This is a genomic window from Pseudomonas sp. efr-133-TYG-103a (assembly GCF_030209235.1).
Lineage (GTDB): Bacteria > Pseudomonadota > Gammaproteobacteria > Pseudomonadales > Pseudomonadaceae > Aquipseudomonas.
On sequence record NZ_JARVSK010000012.1, the window covers coordinates 99,309 to 120,444 of the forward strand.

Below are 21,136 nucleotides of genomic sequence, written 5' to 3' on the forward strand. Positions count from 1 at the left end.
ATGAAGCCAGTTAACTCTGGAGGCCACCGCAAGAGCGGGCAGTCATCTGCGATAACAGAGATGGCTGCCCGAACCGAGACTTACTCCAGATGTTCGCCGCGTTCCCGGGCAATGGCACGGTAGCCAATGTCCTTGCGGTAGAAACAGCCTTGCCAGTCAATCTTTGCAGCCAGTTCGTACGCGTGTTTCTGAGCGTCGCCTACGCTGTCGCCCAGCGCGGTCGCGCACAGAACCCGACCACCCGAAGTCACGACCTGACCCTCTTTCAGAGCGGTACCGGCGTGAAACACTTTGCCCGACAGCTGGGCTGCCGCATCCAGACCATTGATCTGCTCACCCTTCGCGTAATCGCCAGGGTAGCCGCCTGCGGCCAGTACGATTCCGAGGCTTGGGCGTGGATCCCACTGAGCTTCGGTGGTATCCAGCGTTTGCGCCAATGCTGCTTCGACCAGCTCGACCAGGCTCGACTGCAGGCGCAGCATGACCGGCTGGGTTTCAGGATCGCCAAAGCGGCAGTTGAATTCGATGACCTTCGGATTGCCTGCCTTGTCGATCATCAACCCAGCATAGAGGAAGCCGGTGTAAACGTTGCCTTCGTCGGCCATGCCTCTGACGGTCGGCCAGATGACCTGGTCCATCACGCGCTGATGCACATCGGCGGTCACGACCGGAGCAGGGGAGTAGGCGCCCATGCCGCCGGTATTCGGGCCGCTGTCGCCATCGCCGACACGTTTATGGTCCTGGCTGGTGGCCATTGGCAACACGTTCTTGCCATCCACCATGACGATGAAGCTGGCTTCTTCGCCATCGAGGAATTCCTCGATCACGACGCGTGAGCCGGCATCACCAAAGGCGTTACCTGCGAGCATGTCGCGCACGGCTTCTTCTGCTTCCTGGAGCGTCATGGCGACGATGACGCCTTTACCCGCAGCAAGGCCATCGGCCTTGATCACGATAGGCGCGCCTTTTTCACGCAGATAGGCCAGGGCAGGCTCGATCTCGGTGAAGTTCTGGTAGTCGGCGGTGGGGATCTTGTGGCGCGCCAGGAAATCCTTGGTGAACGCCTTCGAACCTTCCAGTTGCGCCGCGCCCTGGGTCGGGCCGAAGCATTTCAATCCACGGGCGCGAAACAGGTCCACGACACCGGCGACCAACGGGACTTCCGGACCGACGATGGTCAGTGCGACGTTCTTCTCGGCGAAGTCAGCCAGTTGTTCCAGCGCGAGGACGTCGAGGGCGACGTTCTCGCACTTGGCCTCGATGGCGGTGCCAGCGTTGCCCGGCGCGACGAAGACCTTCTCGACACGAGCGTCCTGCGCGACCTTCCAGGCCAGAGCGTGTTCACGGCCGCCGCTGCCGATGATCAAAACATTCATTTCAAAAACCTCGATGACGCTAATTCTGTGGGTGTCGCTGGCACGTCGACGATCTGAGCGTCGCGTACCAACTCTGGGGGAGCGAGCTTACTCGCGAAAGCGGTGTGTCAGACGACATGGTGTCTCTGACCGATTGCATTCGCGAGCAAGCTCGCTCCCACAGTTAATCGCTGTATCAATGGCGGAAGTGGCGCATGCCCGTGAACACCATTGCAATCCCGGCTTCATCGGCAGCGGCAATCACTTCGTTGTCACGCATCGAGCCGCCTGGCTGGATCACCGCAGTGATGCCGACCTTGGCCGCGTTGTCGATGCCGTCACGGAACGGGAAGAATGCGTCCGATGCCATGACCGCGCCCTGAACCTGCAGACCGGCGTGCTCAGCCTTGATGGCCGCGATGCGCGCAGAGTTCACACGGCTCATCTGGCCTGCGCCGACGCCGATGGTCTGGCGATTCTTTGCGTAGACGATGGCGTTGGATTTGACGTACTTGGCCACTTTCCACGCGAAGATCAGGTCATGGATTTCCTGCTCGGTTGGCGCGCGTTTGGTCACGACTTTCAGGTCGTCCGCGGTGATCATGCCGATGTCGCGGCTTTGCACCAGCAGGCCGCCGTTGACACGTTTGTAGTCCCACGCCGGGGCGCGCTCGGCATCCCACTGGCCGCTGGTCAGCAGACGCACGTTGGCTTTGCTGGCGACGATGGCCTGAGCTTCGGCGCTGACGCTCGGGGCGATGATCACTTCGACGAACTGGCGCTCGACGATGGCCCTGGCGGTCTCGGCGTCCAGTTCGCGGTTGAAGGCAATGATGCCGCCGAATGCCGACTCGCTGTCGGTGGCGTAGGCCAGTTCGTACGCCTGGCGAATGCCGCCTTCAGCGTCAGGGCTGACCGCCACGCCGCACGGGTTGGCGTGCTTGACGATGACGCATGCCGGTTTGACGAAGCTCTTCACGCACTCGAGCGCTGCGTCGGTATCGGCGACGTTGTTGTAGGACAGTTCCTTGCCTTGCAACTGAGTCGCTGTGGCGATGCCGACTTCGGCCGGTTTGGCTTCGACATAGAACGCCGCGCTCTGATGCGGGTTCTCGCCGTAGCGCATTTCCTGCGCCTTGATGAACTGGGTGTTGAAGGTGCGCGGGAACTCGCTGCGGCCTTCGGTCGACAGGGTTTCAGCGCTCTGATCGACGCTGCCCAAGTAGTTGGCGATCATGCCGTCGTAGGCCGCAGTGTGTTCGAAGGCCTTGAGCATCAGGTCGAAACGCTGAGCGTAGGTCAGGCCGCCAGCCTTGAGGCTTTCCAACACTTGGCCGTAATCGCTGGCGTTGACCACGATCGCGACGTCTTTGTGGTTTTTTGCAGCCGAACGGACCATGGTCGGGCCGCCGATGTCGATGTTCTCGATGGCGGTCGGCAGGTCGCAGCCTGGCTTGGAAACAGTCGCTTCGAACGGATAGAGGTTGACGGCAACCAGGTCGATCGGCTTGATGCCGTGTTCGGCCATGATGGCGTCGTCGGTGCCGCGACGGCCCAGGATGCCGCCGTGGATTTTCGGATGCAGGGTCTTGACGCGACCGTCCATCATTTCTGCGAAGCCGGTGTAATCCGCGACTTCTACCGCTGCGACGCCGTTGTCCTTGAGCAGCTTGAAGGTACCGCCGGTGGAAAGGATCTCGACGCCGAGGGCTTCGAGTTCACGGGCGAATTCAAGGATCCCGGTCTTGTCGGATACGCTGATCAAGGCGCGGCGGATCGGCAGGCGGGTAGTCTGGTCGGTCATCTCAACTTCCATCAAAAGCAAAAGAATTCAGCAAAAAAGCGACCCGGTCAGGTCGCTTTTTGTGTTTTGGATGCTTACAGCAGATCGTACTGCTTGAGTTTCTTGCGCAGGGTGCCACGGTTCAGCCCCAGCAGCTCGGACGCCTTGGTCTGGTTGCCCTTGACGTAGTTCATCACGCACTCGAGCAACGGCGCTTCGACTTCCGAGAGCACAAGGTTGTAGACATCAGTGACGGCAGCACCTTCAAGGTGAGCGAAATAATTGTGCAACGCCTTCTCGACGCTTCCGCGCAGGGTCTGGCCCTCTTCGCTTGGCGTATTCAGGTGTTGTTTCAAATTGACGTTGTCGCTCACGGGCGTTGTTCCACTCACTAAAGTCTCTGTCATCATCGTCATGCGGCCACCTCTTCTTCGTTCCCTGCTTCCGGGCTTTTATCGCGTTGGGAGAAGAACTCCCGAACGTTGGCGCACTGTGCTTCCGTATCTTCCAAACGATTGAAATGGGCGCGAAACTCCCTGGCGCCCGGCAAGGTTGCGAGATACCAGCCGACATGCTTGCGTGCGATCCGCACGCCCATCACATCGCCATAGAACGTGTGGAGCCCGGCCAGATGCTCTAGCAGAATGCGTTCCACTTCACCCATTGGCAGCGCAGGAAGTTTCTCCCCGGTGCGCAGGTAATGTTCTATCTCGCGAAAAATCCATGGGCGCCCCTGGGCGGCCCGGCCAATCAACAACCCGTCTGCACCGGTCGCGTCGAGGACGTGCCGGGCTTTTTCCGGTGAATCGATATCGCCGTTGGCAAATACCGGAATCGACACCGCCTGCTTGATCGCCGCGATCGTGTCGTACTCGGCTTCGCCGGTGTAGAGATCCGCGCGGGTCCGCCCATGTACCGCCAATGCCTGTATTCCGGCTTGTTCGGCGATCCGGGCTACCGTCAGACCATTTTTGTTCGCCCGGTCCCAGCCGGTGCGAATCTTCAGGGTGACCGGTACCTCGACTGCTGCAACCACTGCATGCAGGATTTCGGTCACCAACTGTTCATCTTTCAACAGCGCGGACCCAGCGGCCTTGTTGCAGACCTTCTTTGCCGGACAGCCCATGTTGATATCGATGATCTGTGCGCCAAGTTCGACGTTGGCACGTGCTGCATCCGCAAGCATCTGCGGGTCTCCGCCGGCGATCTGGACCGAGCGTGGCTCGGGATCACCTTCGTGAATCATGCGCAGCCGGGATTTGCGGCTGTTCCACAGGCTCATGTCACTGGTGACCATTTCCGAGACCACGAGGCCCGCGCCGAGCTGGCGGCAAAGCTGCCGGAAGGGCTGGTCGGTGACGCCCGCCATGGGGGCGAGGATCAAGCCGTTTTGCAATGTGTATGGGCCGATGCGTACCGCCGACATAGGGTGACCTGTTGTGGGGCCGAATCACGAGGTCTGGTCCGAAAAGTGCTTCTGCACCCAATCAGACGGGACCCAGAGTATGAAAAAGGGTGGGCATGATACCCGCTCTCGATGACTGGATAAAGGCTGAATTGGATAAAATCTGAACAGCTGCTTTCTTATCGCGAACAGTTAGGTTCGGGTGCGCATTGTCATAAAACTGTCGTCGGATTTCGGGCGGCGCTGGCCTGATCGCGCTGCCGCATTTCAGTGCGTGGGACAGGCGGCCATCAAACCCGGATTTTACTCCGGCGAGCGAAAACTCAAACTGTAATTCACCGCCTTCGCTCCCGGATCGAGAATGTCCAGCGCGATGTGAATAGGCGTCTGCGGCGGCATTTCATCCTTGCCGGCGAGTTCGCCGCTCAGGTATTCGCCGGGCTTGAACCGACGACTGGCAATCAGCTGACCACTGGCATCGGCAAATCGCAGTTCGAGCAGCGGGAAGGGCTGCGAGAACGATGCGCGATTGTAGATGATGGCGTCCACCACCAATGCGCCCTGGAATTCAGGATGGCTGCGCACCACCAGATTGCTGCTCTTGAGCAGCTTGATATCGACTTTCGACGGAACTTTACACCCCACTTCCGGGCAGATCTGCTGGAACCAGGGACGATATTGATCCTGCCGCGCGAGCTCATCGAAGTGATACCAGATGTACTGGCCCGCCAATGCGGCCAACGCGATCAGCACCAGGAACATCCACAGTATGCGCCGGCCCCAGCGGGGTTTGGGTTTCTGCCAGGCAAGTTGCAGCGGGTCATCCGTCAGATCCAGCAACGCCTGATCGCGCAGCCCGGGTTCGCTTCGCCCACGTTTGCCGTGAGGCGGCTCTGGGTGGTCGTCTTCTTCATGGTCATGGCGATCTCGCTCGTCATCATCGTCCAGAGCAGAAAAGCGCTCGGAAGTGTGCGGCTCGTCAGGCTCGACATCGTTCCGCAACCGTTGAGCGTGGGCGGGCTCGTCGTCCAGGTCATCGTCAGGAGTCAATGAGAAGGAAGGCTCGGTGCGATGGTCTTCGTGCTCATCGACGTGCGGATCTGCCCGGTCTTCATGGAGGTCCGGGCCGTCGTGGTCTTCGATCACCTCTGCGCGCAGCTCGGGCAGCTGGCTGACATCGTCGTGGCTGAGGCCCTGATCCCACGATTCCTGACCGACATCCGGCTCATCACGGCGCGCGCTGAATGATTCGACGGCGTCGTGATCGCGGGGCTGGCTCGCGCGCCCGAAGGATTCCGGCAGCTGGATTTCCCGCTGTTCGAGACGGGCGAGCTCGACATCCAGATCATCCAGGTCAAGGCTGTCGAGGTCGACCGGGCGTGGGTCCTGCCTGACCGGCAAAGGCGCGGGCGGAGCAAGCACGACCGACTGCGGCGCAATGACTTCGGGCCTGGCCTCGACTGGCTCCGGCGGCGTTACCCCTGATTCGGTGGTTTGAGCAGTGTTCTGCGCCCCGGCGCGTTGTTCCAGCAGTTGTCTGGCAGCGTTGAACACTTGCAGGCACGAGCCGCAGCGAACCATGCCTCGTGCCACGCTCAACTGGGCGTGGCTGACACGGAAGCTGGTCTGGCAATGCGGGCACTGAGTGACGAAACTGTCGGTCATGCGGGTATCCGGGGTTAACGAGCGCCTGAAATCGGGATCTTAGGGCAAATGGTTTCTAGCGACGACGACCGGTGATCCGCACCCAGCCATCGCGGTTGGCGATCGGGTCAAGGTCGAATGTGTCGGCATAGGCGGCAGCCACTTCATCGCCTTGCTCGGCAAGAATACCGGACAGCGCCAGGCGGCCACCGGGTTTGACCAGGCTGGCCAGCTGAGGTGCCAGAGAAACCAGCGGTCCGGCCAAAATATTCGCGACCAGTACGTCAGCCGGTTCTTGCGGCAGGTCTTCAGGCAGGTACAGCGGGAATTTTTCCGGCGCGACATGGTTGCGTCCGGCATTGTCGCGGGAGGCTTCCAGCGCCTGAACATCAATGTCCGTGCCTATGGCGTGCGGGGCGCCCAGCAGCAGCGCAGCGATGGCGAGAATGCCTGAGCCACAGCCGAAATCCAGCACGTTGCAATTGCTCAGGTCCTGACCGTCGAGCCATTCCAGGCACAAGGCCGTGGTCGGGTGTGTGCCAGTGCCGAAAGCCAGACCCGGGTCGAGCAGCAGATTGACTGCGTCCGGCTCAGGCGCGGCGTGCCAGCTGGGCACGATCCACAGGCGCTGACCAAAACGCATCGGCTGGAAGTTGTCCATCCAGCTGCGTTCCCAATCCTGATCTTCGATGACTTCGTGCGTATGTTCCGGTAGCTCGGCGCCTGTGAGCAGGGTCAGGTGGGCCAGCACCTGATCAGCGTTGGTGTCCGCTTCGAACAGCGCGAGCAGGTGAGTGTGGGACCACAGTGGCGTGGTGTTCAGCTCGGGTTCGAAGATCGGCTGGTCCTCGGCATCCATGAACGTGACCGATACGGCGCCGACTTCGAGAAGGGCGTCTTCGTAGGTTTCGGCTTGTTCTGGGCTGATGGCGAGACGGACTTGCAGCCAGGGCATGGCGGGTTACCTTCGAATTTGAAAAGAATGAGCGGCGCAGCGCCACGAAAGACCGGCAAGTTTACGGGGTTCGCGGGGAAACAACAAAGTGGGTGTCGCGATCTGTGAGGTGCCTGTGATCTGGCGGGGTGGTGAACACGCATGACCGGCTTTGGCCGGGAAAGCGTCAGGCGTCGTAACGCAAGGTTGATGACGTCTACACCGAGGGCTTCCCGGCTGAAGCCGGTCCTACGGGATCGCGCCCCTCAAACACAACAAAGCCGCTCGAAAGCGGCTCTGTGGTCTGTGGCACGTGCTGGCGGATCAGTGTTTCTCACCGGCCAGTTTGTGTTCCAGGTAGTGGATGTTGACGCCGCCTTTGCAGAAGCCTTCATCACGGGTCAGATCACGGTGCAGCGGAATGTTGGTCTTGATCCCGTCTACCACGATTTCGTCCAGGGCGTTGCGCATGCGCGCCATGGCTTCGTCGCGGTCCTTGCCCCAGGTGATCAGCTTGCCGATCAGCGAGTCATAGTTCGGTGGAACCGCATAACCGCTGTACAGGTGCGAATCGACGCGAACGCCGTTACCGCCCGGTGCGTGGAAATGCTTGACCGTGCCTGGGCTCGGCATGAAGGTTTTCGGGTCTTCGGCGTTGATCCGGCACTCAAGCGCGTGACCGTGAATCTTCACGTCATCCTGGGTGTACGACAGCGGATTGCCAGCAGCGATGCTGAGCATCTCCTTGACGATGTCGATGCCGGTGACCATTTCCGAAACCGGGTGCTCGACCTGTACGCGGGTGTTCATTTCGATGAAATAGAACGCGCCGTTCTCGTAGAGGAATTCGAACGTACCGGCACCGCGGTAACCGATGTCGATGCACGCCTTGACGCAGCGAGCCAGCACTTCGGCGCGGGCTTTCTCGTCGATGCCCGGAGCCGGCGCTTCTTCAAGCACCTTCTGGTGGCGGCGTTGCAGCGAGCAGTCGCGGTCGCCCAGGTGGATGGCGTGGCCCTGGCCATCGGACAGTACCTGAACTTCCACGTGACGTGGGTTGGTCAGGAACTTCTCCAGGTAGACCATCGGGTTGCCGAACGCTGCACCCGCTTCGCTGCGGGTCAGTTTGGCCGAGGCGATCAGGTCCTCTTCCTTGTGCACCACGCGCATACCGCGACCACCGCCGCCGCCAGCGGCCTTGATGATCACCGGGTAGCCGACCTTGCGGCCGATACGCAGCGCTTCTTCTTCGTCTTCCGGCAGTGGGCCGTCAGAGCCCGGAACGGTAGGCACGTTCGCTTTGATCATTGCGTCCTTGGCCGAAACCTTGTCGCCCATCAGGCGAATGGTGTCGGCTTTGGGGCCAATGAAGGCAAAACCGGATTTCTCGACCTGCTCGGCGAAATCGGCGTTTTCAGCCAGGAAGCCATAGCCAGGGTGGATCGCCGTGGCGCCGGTCACTTCGGCAGCCGCGATGATCGCCGGGATGTGCAGGTAGGACTGAGCAGCCGATGCCGGACCGATGCAGACGGATTCGTCGGCCAGACCCAGGTGCATCAGGTCCTTGTCAGCCTTGGAGTAAACGGCGACGGTCTTGATGCCCAGCTCTTTGCAGGCACGCAGGATCCGCAGGGCGATTTCACCGCGGTTGGCGATCAGAACTTTTTCCAACTTCGCAGGTTTCAACATCGTTGGCTCTCCGCGGTTCAAACGATGGTGAACAGCGGCTGGTCATACTCAACCGGCTGGCCGTCTTCGACGAGGATGGACTCGATCACGCCGCTGGTTTCGGCTTCGATGTGGTTCATCATTTTCATCGCTTCGACGATGCAGAGGGTGTCGCCTTTCTTCACGGTCTGGCCGACTTCAACGAAGGCTGGCGAGGATGGCGAAGCTTTGCGGTAGAACGTGCCGACCATTGGCGAGCGGGCAACGGTGCCGTTGAGCTTGGCTGCGGCTGGCGCTTCGGCAGCGGCAGCGGCGGCTGGAGCAGCGGCCGGAGCAGGTGCAGCAGGCGCTGCGACCGGGGCCGGCGCGTAGTACTGCTGTGCCGGAGTCTTGCTGTGACGGCTGATACGAACGGATTCTTCGCCTTCACGGATTTCCAGCTCGTCGATGCCAGACTCTTCCAGCAGTTCGATCAGTTTCTTGACTTTACGGATATCCATTAATCATCAACTCCCAGGGGACGGTCAGGGGTATTCGGTAGCCGGTTCAGGCTGTGTGGCTCAGTGCGAAACTGCGCCGTTCACGCCTTTGAACGGGTGGCCAGTTGTTCCAGGGCGGCCTCCAGGGCCAGTCGGTATCCGCTGGCGCCAAGGCCGCAGATCACTCCTACAGCGACATCTGAAAAGTAGGAGTGATGGCGGAAAGGTTCGCGTTTGTGCACGTTCGAGAGGTGCACTTCGATGAATGGGATGCTCACTCCCAGCAACGCGTCACGTATTGCAACACTTGTGTGAGTAAAAGCGGCCGGATTGATCAGGATAAAGTCCACGCCTTCATCGCGGGCAGCGTGGATGCGGTCGATCAATTCGTACTCGGCGTTGCTCTGCAGATACATCAGATGGTGACCGGCTTCGCGCGCACGCTTTTCCAGATCCTGGTTGATGTCGGCCAACGTGATCGAGCCATAGATGCCCGGTTCCCGGGTGCCCAGCAGGTTCAGGTTAGGTCCGTGGAGAACCAGAAAAGTCGCCATCGTGTGTTCCTTGTTGGGTGCGTTTTCGACGCTCGCATCAGATGCGAGCCGTTGATGCGCAGCGACTATGCCGGAAACCGCAATGGACTGTCCAGTTACCGGCAATATTCAGCACGATGTCCGATATTCACGCAAAGTTTGTGACTATGAGGCTAAATTTGGTCATTTGCTCTAGACAGGCGCTCAGAGAAGGCCTGAACGTTGATTTCGCCGACGACACGAACATTTTCCAGCTCGTTTCCATCTTTTCCGAAAAACAGCAGTGCTGGCGGTCCGAACAATTTGTAACGGTCGAGCAGCGCGCGTTGCTCTTCATTGCTGTCGGTCATGTCAAAGCGAATCAGGCGAAACCCCGTAAGCTGGCTGACGATCTTCGGGTCCGGCAGCACGTCATGTTCGATCACTTTGCAACTGATGCACCAGTCGGCGTACCAGTCCACAAGCACCGGTTGTCCGGCGTTTTTCGAATCTTCGAGGATCTGTTCCAGCTCACTCGTCTTATTGATTGTCTGCCAACGGCCGGTCATATCCGGGGCGGAAGTCTGTGGTCCCGAGGCCGCCTTGTCGTTGCCCAGGGGGCGCAACGGGTCGGTGCGCCCACTCAGCGCGCCGTACCAGCAGGACAGAGCGTAGACCAGCAAAAACAGGCCCAGCAGTTGCGCAAGACGGCCACGGGTGGATTTTTCGCCGAACTCCAGCGCACCCAGAAACAACGCGACGCCCGCCCACAGCAGGCCGATCAGCAGCAAGGTGGCCTGGCCGGGAATGACCCGACTGAGCAAGCCGATCGCCAGCGCCAGCAGTAAAACGCCAATCGCGTTCTTGACCGTGACCAGCCAAGGCCCGCTCTTCGGCAGCCAGGCCGCGCCACCCGTCGCGACTAACACCAGCGGTGCGCCCATGCCTAGCCCGAGCGCGAACAGTTTCAGCGCGCCGCCCACGGTATCGCCGCTGGCACTTATATAAAGCAGCGCGCCCGCCAGCGGAGCCGACACGCAAGGCGAAACCAGCAGACTCGAAACCACGCCCAGCACTGCGGCGCCCCACAGCGAGCCGCCCTGCGTGTTGCCGGCGATGCGGTCCAGACGATCGTTCAGGGCGCGAGGCAGACGCAACTCGAACGCGCCGAACATGGCGATGGCGAATATCACGAAGAACAGCGAAAAAGGGACCAGCACCCAGGCCGATTGCAGTCGTGCCTGCAAATTGAGGCTTGCGCCGAACATGCCCATCAGCGCGCCAAGCATGGCGAAACAGATCGCCATCGGCAGCACGTAAGCGAGTGAGAGCGAGAACCCGCGCAGGCCGCCAATCTGCCCGCGCAGTACCACGCCGGAAAGAATCGGCAGCATCGGCAACACGCACGGCGTGAAGGTCAGGCCGATTCCGGCGAGGAAAAACAGCGCGAGTTGTTTCCAGCTGAAGTCCGCCGCGCCTGCGCTCGGGGGTAGCGAAGGGTCCGATTTGGCAGCGGTTGCCCCTGCGATGCTCAGGCGTTCTGTTTCCGGCGGGTAGCACAGGCCTTTGTCGGCGCAGCCCTGATAGGTCACGACCAGCGTGAAGGGGCGTGTGTCGCCAGCTTTGCGCGGCAGGTTGATGTCCAGAATGCCGTGATACACCTCGACATCGCCGAAGTACTCATCGTGCTTCTTCTCGCCGTCGGGTAACTGGGCCGCACCCAGGCCAATGTCGGCCGGTTCGGTGCGGAACTGAAAGCGGTGGCGATAGAGGTAATAGCCTTCGGTGGCGACGAATTGCAGCTTGATCGACTCGGCAGTGCTGTCGATGAGGTTGAGCTGGAATGCCTCACGGACCGGGAGAAAGTCCTTGCTGTTGTCGACGGCGCTGCCCAGTGCCGGGCTGCCGAACGTCGAGCCAGGCCTGTTATCCAGCAGACTCGCGCTGAAGGCGGGCAGGGCGAAGGTCAGCAGTATCAGACAAAACAGGCGGCGCATGGTGGTCTCGCATGACAAAAGTCCGCGCATGATAGCGGAGTGTTTGCAGGCGTGCAGGCGCACCGAGTCGTGCGGGATATTTGCGTGCGGCCGAAGCCCGTGGCGCGGGCTCGCTGGCGATGGCGCGGGTGACTAAACGATATCAACCTGCGTGTGCTTGCTCGCGCCGGACGAGGTGAATCCTTCCTGCAACCCATGCACCTGATTGCGGCCGGCCTTTTTCGCCCGGTACAGCGCCTCGTCGGCCTGAGACGCCATCATCAGTGCATCGTCGTGTTCGCCCAGCTCGACGACACCGGCGCTGAACGTGCAGAACAGGTCGACAGGCTGAGCGGGGTAATGGATTTCGGCGAAGCGACGACGGATTTCATCGAGGACGTCATGAGCGGCCTGCAGATCGGTGTCGGGCATGACGACGGCGAATTCCTCACCGCCGTAACGACCGATGTAGTCAGTCTTGCGCAGCCGCTGCTTGAGAAACAGCGCGAGGCTTTTGATCACCCGATCGCCCATGGGGTGGCCGTGGCTGTCATTGACCTTCTTGAAATGATCGATATCGAGCATCGCAAAGCTCAGCGGCTTGCTTTCGCGACGCGCCCGAAAGCTGCAGTCTTCCAGCAATTGCAGGATGTGCGTGTGGTTGTACAGCCCCGTCAGACTGTCGCGCACCATCCGTGCCTTGAGGTTGCGCGCTCGCGCGGCGCGGTTGCGAACAGTGGTGATCAGATGACGCGGCTTGATCGGTTTGGTCAGGAAGTCGTCGCCGCCTTCGCTCATGGCGTCGAGTTGTTTGTCCAGATCGTCTTCGGCGGACAGATAAATGATCGGCACGCTGACGTAGCGATCGTTGTGGCGAATGACCTTCGCCAGTTCGGTGCCCGTGCAACCGGGCATGTACATGTCGAGAATGATCAGGTCAGGCTGGAAGTCCGCCAGCTCGGCCATCGTCTGGATGGGATCGAACAATGTCCGCGTGACGATCCCGGCGCTGTTGAGCAGGCGCTCGGTGTGCGTGGCCTGGGCGCGGGAGTCATCGATCACCAGCACCTTGTAGGGCTCATATTGGGCCACGCGGGTGAGGATTTCGATCTTCTCCAGCAGGCTCGAGGCTTCGAGTGTCCCGGTCAGAAACTCTTCGCCGCCTGCGCGGACGGCGGCCAGTCGCGTCGGTGTGTCGGTCTCGTGATGACTGAAAAACAGCAGCGGCAGTTTCTGCTCAAGCCCTTCCTGCATTTTCGACGCGAGCTTGAGGCCTTCGCCGACGCCGCCGAAGTCCACGTCCATCACCACCGCCGCAGGCAATCGCTCGGCTAGCGTTGCGTGGAAGGCGTTGACGCTGTCCAGCGACTGCGCGCTCAGGCCGAAGAATTCCAGCTGTTTGGCCAGCCGTTCGCCTCGTTCGTGGTCTTGCAACACGATGTAAATCGGTTTGCGAAGGGGCGGCAAGGAAGTCTGATCCAGTCGATCGCCATGCCTCAGACCGGTGCGGGACAGCCGCTGCATCAGGCGATTGAGGTCCGTGATCAGTACGCTGCTCAGCCGGCCGCGATTGGCTTCCACATCGGCCAGCGACTGCCCGATTGCCATCGCCAGCTGCGCATGCTCGAACTGCTCGAAGCGCTCCGCAAAGCGCAATAGCCGCTGATTGGCCTCGCTCAATTCCGCCATGTCCGACGCCGACCATTCGCTTTGCTGCAGGCGCTGCCATACCTCCAAGATCTGACGTGCCTGGTGGATGACGCGCTGGGCGAAGTGGTGTTTGAGGCGGTCGCGGCTCGGATCTTCTGCTTCAGTCATAACCTGACTACTTATAGGGGAAACCCCGATACAAATGCTGGCGCTATGCTAGCACTACTTTTATCGCCCAAGTGCACCGCAAGTCATTTTGTTGTCATTTTTTCAGGCCTTGGGGCGTCAATTTTCCAGCTTTCATTGCGAGTTCTGTGCCAGCGCTGACGGAAATTTGATGAGTGGCACGTAAAAACAGGCGCCTCAGCTTTCCGGCTTGACCCGGGAAATCCCTGAGTTCATGCGAAGAGCGTCGGGCAGGCCCCGGTCTGACTAACGGCCCAGCAGCTTCGCTTTGCGTCTGATGGAACATGCAGGTCTCCATGCGCAGGCGCGACGATGACGTTCCCGGACGCGTCGGTAACGCAACTGGACAACGGGTCGCGTTCCTGCCAAACGCACCTTGCTGTAAGGTTGCGGTCAGAAGCACTGAATTCGTGACTGAAAGGACAAGGCCATGCTGGATTGGAAGAAGCGCTCGGGCAGCGCGGGAACTGAACGCGTTGACGAGAAGCCGGTGGGCAAGGCGCCTCGGGGTTATTGGGGCGGTCTGTTCTTCAGCCGTGCGGTGGGCGCGGTGGTTGGCATCTATCTGGTCGTGACCATCGTGCTGGGTATCTGGTGGAGCAGCGAACCGGCGCTGTTCCCGGTTCAGCAGCAGGCGCAAGCGGCCGCTGAGCGCGAAGGCAAGCAGATGGTGATCGGTTACACCACCGTTGAAACCCTCAAAACCGTCGCTTCGACGCTGCTGGACAAGCCCGGCGGCTACATTTCCAACGACCGTTTTCCTCCGGGATTGTGGATGGACAACACGCCAAGCTGGGAATACGGCGTGCTGGTTCAAGTCCGTGACCTGAGCCGGGCCCTGCGCAAGGACTTCGCCCGCTCCCAGTCGCAGTCGGCTGAAGATGGCGATCTGGCGCGCGCCGAACCGCTGTTCAACTTCGACAACAAAAGCTGGGTGCTGCCTTCGAGCGAATCGCAGTACCGCGATGGTATCGCTGCATTGAGCCGATATCAGGCACGCCTGTCCGACCCGAACCAGAAAGGCGCACTGTTCTACACCCGTGCCGACAACCTCAATAACTGGCTGGGCGACGTGGGCACGCGCCTGGGTTCGCTGTCTCAGCGTCTGTCTGCCAGCGTTGGCCGCGTCAAACTCAACAGCACGCTGAAAACCGAAGCGCAGTCCACCGTGACCGTGAAGCCGGGCGAAGTGCCGCAGGTGGACGAAGAGATCGTCGAGACCCCATGGATGCAGATCGACAACGTGTTCTATGAAGCACGTGGTCAGGCCTGGGCGCTGTCGCATCTGCTGCGTGCAATCGAAGTGGACTTCGCTGACGTGCTGGCGAAGAAAAACGCAACGGTCAGCGTGCGTCAGATCATTCGCGAGCTGGAGGCTTCGCAGGAGCCGATGTGGAGCCCGGTGATTCTCAACGGCAGCCCGTTCGGCGTGTTCGCCAACCACTCTCTGGTCATGGCCAATTACCTGTCGCGAGCCAACGCGGCGGTTATCGACCTGCGCCAGTTATTGTCCCAGGGCTGATCGGTGCCGGTTTCGGATCAGGAAGTGGCTCATCGTGCGGCCTCCGATGCCGAGCTGATCGCGTGGGTTGATCGGCAGGATCAACTGCTCGGTGCGCTGCCGCGTGCCGAGTTGCGCGAACGAGGACTGATCGGGCGTGGCACCTACATCCTGCTGTTCAATTCCTCCGGGGAACTTTGCGTGCACCAGCGCACGCTGAGCAAGGCGATCTATCCGGGCTACTGGGATGTGGCGGCCGGAGGCATGGTTCAGGCGGATGAAACGTACGCGGAGTCCGCCGCGCGGGAGCTGGAGGAAGAGTTGGGTGTGTCGGGCGTCGAACTCACGGCCCACGAGCGGTTCTTCTTCGATCAGCCAGGCAACCGTTTGTGGTGCGCGGTGTTTTCAGCGGTCTGGGACGGACCGTTGATATTGCAGCCTGAGGAAGTTATCCAGGCGCGGTTTATCGGCATCGAGCAGGTGCTGCTCGAAACCGTCGAAAAGCCTTATTGCCCGGACTCTCTGGCCGCGTTGAAGCGCTATTTGGGCGACGTCGCAAATGTCCCGTAAATTGGCGCATATTTGCACTTAGCAACGCCGCTTTTTGCCGTTACACTGCGCGACTTTTCAAGCTGGACCGCCCTTGCGGTCCAGTAGCGCTGCCCCTGCCTGAGTGGGGCTTCGCGGTCGGCCCGCAGACTGGTGTTCTGACGCTCTGCCCGACCAGACTTTGGTCCTCAAGAAGAGGATTGCCAGTGGCCAAAAAAGCCGCATCGTTCGCCGCCCTCGGTGGCCTGGTATTTTCAACCGACGCCGGTCGGCATTGTCCCGAATGCCGTCAGCCTGTCGACGCCTGCACCTGCAAAACGTCGGTCATCCCGCAGGGTGATGGCATCGCCCGTGTTCGCCGCGAAAGCAAAGGCCGTGGCGGCAAGACGGTGACGACCATCACCGGCGTGCCACTGGCCGAAGACGCGCTCAAGGAATTGGCGACTACGCTCAAACGTCGATGCGGCACCGGCGGCGCGCTCAAGGATGGCGTGATCGAGATCCAGGGCGATCACGTCGAGACGCTGCTGGCTGAGCTGGTCAAGCAAGGCTTCAAGGCGAAAAAGTCGGGCGGCTGAGTCGTCTGGTCTTCCCGCCCCGGTTTCCGCTGTCGGTCTGGCGCTGCCCCGTTAAAGCAAACTCTGTCTGTTCTCGTGGGTCTACTGCCCCATGCGAGCTGGCGCCAAACCGTCATTTCCACTCTTTACACTGCGCCCAGCCGGTCATGGCTGGCGCTTTATGACTTCTATATAGGGGACTTCGATGTCCGTACGACGCACACGCAAAGACGATGGCAGCCAATGGACCGTGGCGGACAGCCGCAGTGTCTACGGAATTCGTCATTGGGGGGCCGGTTACTTTGCAATCAACGAAGCCGGCCGCGTTGAAGTTCGCCCCAATGGCCCGGGCAGTTCGCCCATCGACCTGTACGAGCAAGTCGACGAGCTGCGCAAAAGCGGCTTGTCTCTGCCGCTGCTGGTCCGCTTTCCTGACATCCTGCAAGACCGCGTGCGTCAGTTGACCGGTGCGTTCGACGAAAACATCGCGCGCCTCGAATACCAGAGCAAGTACACCGCGCTCTACCCGATCAAGGTCAACCAGCAGGAAGCGGTGGTCGAGAACATCATCGCCACGCAAGACGTTTCCATCGGCCTGGAGGCCGGCTCCAAGCCAGAACTGATGGCAGTGCTGGCGCTGGCCCCCAAGGGCGGCACCATCGTCTGCAACGGTTACAAGGACCGCGAGTTCATCCGTCTGGCATTGATGGGTCAAAAGCTGGGCCACAACGTTTTCATCGTCATCGAGAAAGAATCCGAAGTCGAGCTGGTGATTGAAGAGGCCGCTGAGCTCAAGGTGGCGCCACAGGTCGGGCTGCGCGTGCGCCTGTCGTCGCTGGCGTCGAGCAAGTGGGCTGACACCGGTGGTGAAAAATCGAAGTTCGGCCTGTCCGCCGCGCAATTGCTGTCGGTGGTCGAGCGCTTCACCAGGGCGGGCCTGGACCAGGGCATTCGGCTGTTGCACTTCCACATGGGTTCGCAGATCGCCAACCTGGCGGACTATCAGCACGGCTTCAAAGAAGCGATTCGCTACTACGGCGAGCTGCGCAATCTGGGCCTGCCGGTGGATCACATCGACGTGGGCGGCGGGCTGGGTGTGGATTACGACGGTACGCACTCGCGCAATGCCAGCTCGATCAACTACGACATGGATGACTACGCCGGTGTCGTAGTGGGCATGTTGAAAGAGTTCTGTGATGCCCAGGGTCTGCCGCATCCGCACATTTTCTCCGAAAGCGGCCGCTCGCTGACGGCGCACCACGCGATGCTGGTGATTCAGGTCACCGACGTCGAACGTCACAACGACGAAGTGCCGGAAATCACTGACAAGGAAAGCCTGCCCGAAACCCTGCAGTGGCTGGTTGACCTGCTCGGCCCGACCGACATCGAGATGGTCACCGAAACGTACTGGCGTGCAACGCACTATATGAGCGACATCGCGGCGCAGTATTCGGACGGCAAGATCACCCTGGCGCAAAAAGCGTTGGGCGAGCAGTGTTATTTCGCGGTCTGCCGTCGCCTGCACAACTCGCTCAAGGCGCGTCAGCGTTCGCATCGTCAGGTGCTGGACGAGCTCAATGACAAGCTGGCCGACAAGTACATCTGCAACTTCTCGGTGTTCCAGAGCCTGCCGGACACCTGGGCGATCGATCAGGTACTGCCGATCATCCCGCTGCACCGTCTGGACGAAGAGCCGCTGCGTCGCGCGGTGTTGCAGGATCTGACCTGTGACTCCGACGGCAAGATCAACCAGTACGTCGACGAGCAAAGCATCGAAACCAGCTTGCCCGTTCACGCTTTGAACGAAGGCGAAGACTATCTGCTGGGTGTGTTCCTGGTGGGCGCGTATCAGGAAATTCTGGGCGACATGCACAACCTGTTCGGCGATACCGACTCGGTGAACATCTACCAGAATGCCGACGGCAGCGCCTACTCGGCCGGTATCGAAACCCACGACACCATCGAAGACATGCTGCGTTACGTGCACCTGTCGCCGGAGGAGCTGATGACCCATTACCGGGACAAAGTCGCGAGCGCCAAGATCAGCCCGCGCGAGCGCACTCAGTATCTGGACGCGCTGCGTCTGGGACTGACGCGGTCCTCGTACCTGTCTTCCTGACACGCCTGCCGGCTGAACGAAACGGGCCCTTCACGGGCCCGTTTTTTTTGGCTGCCGATGATCAAATGCGACGTTGGCTGAGCCGAAAGGAAAGCGACTCCTACAGATTTTTCCTGCATTGCTGTCCTCTGCTGTAGGTCCTTTCCTGTTCTGCATTTGTGCCCTCTACTTGGTGCATTTTCTCCGCCAGAATCCGCGGCCACTCATCAGCCGAGGTCATCCGCGCCATGCAATCCCTTGTCAACGCCACGCGTCTGCGTCTGGACATTCAGCGCCCCAAACGCTCATTCGAGGTGCTGTCATGCAAGGGCGCCGAGCCGTTCAACCGCCCTTACTTCTTTGAGCTGCAGATCATCACCGAGCAAGGTCCGCTGGACGCGCACGAGTTCCTGTTCAGCGCGGGCTTCCTGCATCCGCACCCCAGGCAACCCTGTATCCACGGGCACATTCAGAGCATCGTGCGCAGCAGCGGCGGGTCAGGGCAATCCCAGTCGCCAGGGCAGGCGCCGATCCGATACGACATTACGTTTGGTCCTCGACTGGGCCTGATGGCTTTCCGGCACAACCGCCGGATCTTTCAAGGCATGTGTGCCAGAGCAATCATCGCGCAGCTGTTGCACGAGCATGGCATCGCCGACGGCCTTTACCTCTGGCAGCGCGCTCAGCCCTGCGCAACTCGTGACTACTGCGCGCAGTATTTCGAGAGCGATCTTCAGCTGCTTCAGCGGTTATGCGAAGAGGAGGGCGTGCACTATCGCTTCGAGCATTCGCCGAAGCGGCACGTTGTCATCTTCGTCGATGCGCCGCCTGATCGTCCGAGTGCGCAGCCGCCCCGCGCAAGCAGTCGATCGCGTGGCCATGCGGCCGGCAAAACCGCCTCGCCCCTGCGCAGGCGCGCCACCCTGCAACGCGCCTGTGTGGCGGGCGAGCTGTTTTCGCTCGCCACACACGATGAAAAGGGCCGGATAAAAGTGCGTTTTGAGTGGGGCCATCAGGGCGAGGGCGCGCGTTTCAACGATTGCTGGATCGTGCTGGCCGACCACCTTGATCGACGCCCCGAGCAGTGGTGGGGCGGGATGGAGGTCGTGGTTGATTTCGTCGATGGCGATCCGGATCGTCCTTACATCAGCGACAGACTGTGGGACCCCGACATCAATCCGCAGACATGCCCCGATCCGGACGCATCACGGCGCATGATCACCACGCGGATCAACCCTTCCATGCTGATGGGTGACACGAACGAAGTGTGCGTCGACGACAGACTGGTCGTGCGCATGGCCGAACATTCGGAAATGCGTTTTCGGGTCGGCAACAGCGAAGTGACTATCGATTCAAAGAGCATTTCCCTGAGCGGGCTGAGGATCATGCTGACCTCCATCGCCGATGCCGCCGAGCGCCGCAATGACCACACGCCATTTCCAGGCTCGGGCGCGGGACCGTGTTAATCGAACCATCCGCCGCTGCTGTTCAGGCGTCTGGCGATGTACCCCAGCGTCAGCGCACGCAGCGTCATGAACAGCAGGAAAACCAGCCATAGCCCGTGATTGCCGAAGCCGCTCGCCATCCAGGCGAACGGGACGGTCAGCGCTGCGGTGACCAGCATTGCATTGCGCATTTCCCGGGCGCGGGTGGCGCCGATGAACAGGCCGTCCAGCAGGTAACTCCAGACGGCCAGCAGCGGCAACACGGCCAGATACGGCAGGTAAACGAAGGCGATTTGACGCACGGCTTCGATGTTGGTCTGCATCTCGACGAACAGGTGCCCGGCGAACAGAAAAATCACCGCGAAGGCGACACTGCAGATCAACGACCAGCCACCGGCGACATTCAGCGAGCGACGCAGCGCGTCCCGATCCTTCGCCCCGATCGCGTGTCCGCAAAGCGCTTCCACCGCATGGGCCAGGCCGTCCAGTGCGTGGGCCATTACCAGCAGCCCGTTGAGCAGCAGCGCGTTGGCGGCCACGGTCGCATCACCCAGCCGCGCACCCTGCACCGTGACCAGGAAGAACACCGATTGCAGCACCAGGCTGCGAATGAAGATGTCGCGGTTCACCGCCAGCAGGGGCCGCCAGCTTTGCCAACGCTTGAGGGCCGACAGCGCCAGTTGCCCCGGATAGTCGCGCAGGCCCTTGTGTGTCAGCGCCAGGCCGAGCAGCGCGCCGACCCACTCAGCCAGCACCGACGCCCGCGCGCTGCCGACGACGCCCCAGTCCAGTCCGATGACGAACCACAGGTTCAGGGCGATGTTGACCGCGTTGGTGGTGAGCAGAATCACCAGCGGCGCCCGCGCGTTTTGCAGTCCGAGGAACCAGCCGACCAGCGCATAGCTGGCCAGTGCAGCTGGCAGGCCGAACAGGCGCGTGTGAAAGAACTCGCGGGTCAGGTCGTCAAGGTCGGGCGAGGGCTGCATCATTCCGAGCGCCAGATGCTGGAAGGGCAAACCGATCAGGCCCAGCAGAACAGCGAACCCCATCGCCAGCAGCAGCCCTTGCAGCAGGACCTGGCGCAGCGCCGTGCCGTCGTTGCGGCCTGCCGCCTGCGCAGCGAATCCGGTGGTTCCCATGCGCAGAAAGCCCATGGCCCAGGCCAGAAAGCTGTACAAGGTACCGCCCACCGCCACGGCACCCAGCTGATGGGCGTGCGGCAGGTGGCCGATCACGGTGCTGTCCACCAGCGAAACCAGTGGCACCGATATATTCGACAGAATCATGGGCGCCGCCAGCGCCCACACCTGTCGGTGAGTGACGCGGTCGCGCCAGTCAGTGATGAAATTGAACATGAAGACTCCCGCAGAAGGCCGGCATTGTAAGCCGACTGG

17 protein-coding genes are annotated in these 21,136 nt (G+C 60.9%); 5 read left to right on the forward strand and 12 right to left on the reverse strand.

Annotation, left to right across the window (positions count from 1 at the left end):
• Positions 1 to 80: 80 nt before the first annotated feature.
• From purD to QRN36_RS11285, 11 genes are all read right to left on the reverse strand, one after another.
• A complete protein-coding gene (gene purD / locus QRN36_RS11235; RefSeq protein ID WP_285424142.1) occupies positions 81 to 1,376 on the reverse strand; it encodes a phosphoribosylamine--glycine ligase in 1,296 nt (431 codons plus the stop codon).
• 175 nt (positions 1,377 to 1,551) lie between these two features.
• Positions 1,552 to 3,159: a bifunctional phosphoribosylaminoimidazolecarboxamide formyltransferase/IMP cyclohydrolase gene (gene purH, locus QRN36_RS11240; RefSeq protein WP_285424143.1), complete on the reverse strand. Its 1,608-nt coding sequence runs from the start codon at positions 3,157 to 3,159 to the stop codon at positions 1,552 to 1,554.
• A gap of 74 nt (positions 3,160 to 3,233) precedes the next feature.
• The gene (gene fis, locus QRN36_RS11245) at positions 3,234 to 3,554 is read right to left on the reverse strand and encodes a DNA-binding transcriptional regulator Fis (protein ID WP_007907419.1); all 321 of its coding nucleotides are present in this window, start codon (positions 3,552 to 3,554) and stop codon (positions 3,234 to 3,236) included.
• Positions 3,551 to 4,564 (reverse strand): tRNA dihydrouridine synthase DusB, encoded by a 1,014-nt coding sequence (gene dusB, locus QRN36_RS11250; protein WP_285424144.1) that lies wholly within the window; start codon positions 4,562 to 4,564, stop codon positions 3,551 to 3,553. The genes fis and dusB overlap by 4 nt, the downstream gene beginning before the upstream one ends.
• 282 nt (positions 4,565 to 4,846) lie before the next feature.
• Positions 4,847 to 6,208: a DUF3426 domain-containing protein gene (locus QRN36_RS11255; protein WP_285424145.1), complete on the reverse strand. Its 1,362-nt coding sequence runs from the start codon at positions 6,206 to 6,208 to the stop codon at positions 4,847 to 4,849.
• A 55-nt stretch (positions 6,209 to 6,263) separates the two neighbouring features.
• Complete coding sequence (gene prmA / locus QRN36_RS11260; protein WP_285424146.1) at positions 6,264 to 7,142, reverse strand: 50S ribosomal protein L11 methyltransferase; 879 nt, start codon at positions 7,140 to 7,142, stop codon at positions 6,264 to 6,266.
• A 303-nt stretch (positions 7,143 to 7,445) separates the two neighbouring features.
• Positions 7,446 to 8,810: an acetyl-CoA carboxylase biotin carboxylase subunit gene (accC, locus tag QRN36_RS11265; RefSeq protein ID WP_093464832.1), complete on the reverse strand. Its 1,365-nt coding sequence runs from the start codon at positions 8,808 to 8,810 to the stop codon at positions 7,446 to 7,448.
• 17 nt (positions 8,811 to 8,827) lie between these two features.
• Positions 8,828 to 9,289 (reverse strand): acetyl-CoA carboxylase biotin carboxyl carrier protein, encoded by a 462-nt coding sequence (gene accB / locus QRN36_RS11270; RefSeq protein ID WP_093464829.1) that lies wholly within the window; start codon positions 9,287 to 9,289, stop codon positions 8,828 to 8,830.
• An 80-nt stretch (positions 9,290 to 9,369) separates the two neighbouring features.
• Positions 9,370 to 9,822: a type II 3-dehydroquinate dehydratase gene (gene aroQ, locus QRN36_RS11275; protein ID WP_074751988.1), complete on the reverse strand. Its 453-nt coding sequence runs from the start codon at positions 9,820 to 9,822 to the stop codon at positions 9,370 to 9,372.
• A 152-nt stretch (positions 9,823 to 9,974) separates the two neighbouring features.
• Positions 9,975 to 11,777: a protein-disulfide reductase DsbD gene (locus QRN36_RS11280; protein WP_285424147.1), complete on the reverse strand. Its 1,803-nt coding sequence runs from the start codon at positions 11,775 to 11,777 to the stop codon at positions 9,975 to 9,977.
• A 132-nt stretch (positions 11,778 to 11,909) separates the two neighbouring features.
• Positions 11,910 to 13,574 carry a PleD family two-component system response regulator gene (locus QRN36_RS11285; protein ID WP_285424148.1) on the reverse strand — a complete coding sequence of 555 codons (1,665 nt, stop codon included), beginning with the start codon at positions 13,572 to 13,574 and terminating at the stop codon, positions 11,910 to 11,912.
• A gap of 448 nt (positions 13,575 to 14,022) precedes the next feature.
• Here QRN36_RS11285 and QRN36_RS11290 point away from each other — a divergent pair, with 448 nt between their 5' ends.
• The 5 genes from QRN36_RS11290 (at position 14,023) to QRN36_RS11310 (ending at position 19,763) form a co-directional block, all read left to right on the forward strand.
• Positions 14,023 to 15,114, forward strand: coding sequence for a DUF2333 family protein (locus tag QRN36_RS11290; RefSeq protein WP_285424149.1), 1,092 nt, complete (start codon positions 14,023 to 14,025; stop codon positions 15,112 to 15,114).
• A gap of 3 nt (positions 15,115 to 15,117) precedes the next feature.
• On the forward strand, positions 15,118 to 15,663 hold the full coding sequence (locus tag QRN36_RS11295; protein WP_285424150.1) for an NUDIX hydrolase: 546 nt from the start codon (positions 15,118 to 15,120) through the stop codon (positions 15,661 to 15,663).
• Positions 15,664 to 15,848: 185 nt separating this feature from the next.
• Positions 15,849 to 16,220, forward strand: a complete 372-nt coding sequence (locus tag QRN36_RS11300) for a translation initiation factor Sui1 (RefSeq protein WP_285424151.1) — start codon at positions 15,849 to 15,851, stop codon at positions 16,218 to 16,220.
• Between the two features lie 184 nt (positions 16,221 to 16,404).
• A complete protein-coding gene (gene speA, locus QRN36_RS11305; RefSeq protein ID WP_285424152.1) occupies positions 16,405 to 18,318 on the forward strand; it encodes an arginine decarboxylase in 1,914 nt (637 codons plus the stop codon).
• Positions 18,319 to 18,545: 227 nt separating this feature from the next.
• The gene (locus QRN36_RS11310) at positions 18,546 to 19,763 is read left to right on the forward strand and encodes a contractile injection system protein, VgrG/Pvc8 family (protein WP_285424153.1); all 1,218 of its coding nucleotides are present in this window, start codon (positions 18,546 to 18,548) and stop codon (positions 19,761 to 19,763) included.
• Here QRN36_RS11310 and QRN36_RS11315 read toward each other — a convergent pair.
• Positions 19,760 to 21,097, reverse strand: a complete 1,338-nt coding sequence (locus QRN36_RS11315) for an MATE family efflux transporter (protein ID WP_285424154.1) — start codon at positions 21,095 to 21,097, stop codon at positions 19,760 to 19,762. The genes QRN36_RS11310 and QRN36_RS11315 overlap by 4 nt on opposite strands.
• Positions 21,098 to 21,136 lie beyond the last annotated feature (39 nt).

Excerpts from the sequence above, each read along its gene's own strand:
- QRN36_RS11255 (WP_285424145.1), bottom strand. The coding sequence starts at position 6,208 with ATGACCGACAGTTTCGTCACTCAGTGCCCGCATTGCCAGACCAGCTTC.
- QRN36_RS11315 (WP_285424154.1), bottom strand. The coding sequence starts at position 21,097 with ATGTTCAATTTCATCACTGACTGGCGCGACCGCGTCACTCACCGACAG.
- prmA (WP_285424146.1), bottom strand. The coding sequence starts at position 7,142 with ATGCCCTGGCTGCAAGTCCGTCTCGCCATCAGCCCAGAACAAGCCGAA.
- QRN36_RS11285 (WP_285424148.1), bottom strand. The coding sequence starts at position 13,574 with ATGACTGAAGCAGAAGATCCGAGCCGCGACCGCCTCAAACACCACTTC.
- fis (WP_007907419.1), bottom strand. The coding sequence starts at position 3,554 with ATGACGATGATGACAGAGACTTTAGTGAGTGGAACAACGCCCGTGAGC.
- QRN36_RS11280 (WP_285424147.1), bottom strand. The coding sequence starts at position 11,777 with ATGCGCCGCCTGTTTTGTCTGATACTGCTGACCTTCGCCCTGCCCGCC.
- speA (WP_285424152.1), top strand. The coding sequence starts at position 16,405 with ATGTCCGTACGACGCACACGCAAAGACGATGGCAGCCAATGGACCGTG.
- aroQ (WP_074751988.1), bottom strand. The coding sequence starts at position 9,822 with ATGGCGACTTTTCTGGTTCTCCACGGACCTAACCTGAACCTGCTGGGC.
- accC (WP_093464832.1), bottom strand. The coding sequence starts at position 8,810 with ATGTTGAAACCTGCGAAGTTGGAAAAAGTTCTGATCGCCAACCGCGGT.
- purD (WP_285424142.1), bottom strand. The coding sequence starts at position 1,376 with ATGAATGTTTTGATCATCGGCAGCGGCGGCCGTGAACACGCTCTGGCC.
- QRN36_RS11310 (WP_285424153.1), top strand. The coding sequence starts at position 18,546 with ATGCAATCCCTTGTCAACGCCACGCGTCTGCGTCTGGACATTCAGCGC.
- purH (WP_285424143.1), bottom strand. The coding sequence starts at position 3,159 with ATGACCGACCAGACTACCCGCCTGCCGATCCGCCGCGCCTTGATCAGC.
- dusB (WP_285424144.1), bottom strand. The coding sequence starts at position 4,564 with ATGTCGGCGGTACGCATCGGCCCATACACATTGCAAAACGGCTTGATC.
- accB (WP_093464829.1), bottom strand. The coding sequence starts at position 9,289 with ATGGATATCCGTAAAGTCAAGAAACTGATCGAACTGCTGGAAGAGTCT.
- QRN36_RS11290 (WP_285424149.1), top strand. The coding sequence starts at position 14,023 with ATGCTGGATTGGAAGAAGCGCTCGGGCAGCGCGGGAACTGAACGCGTT.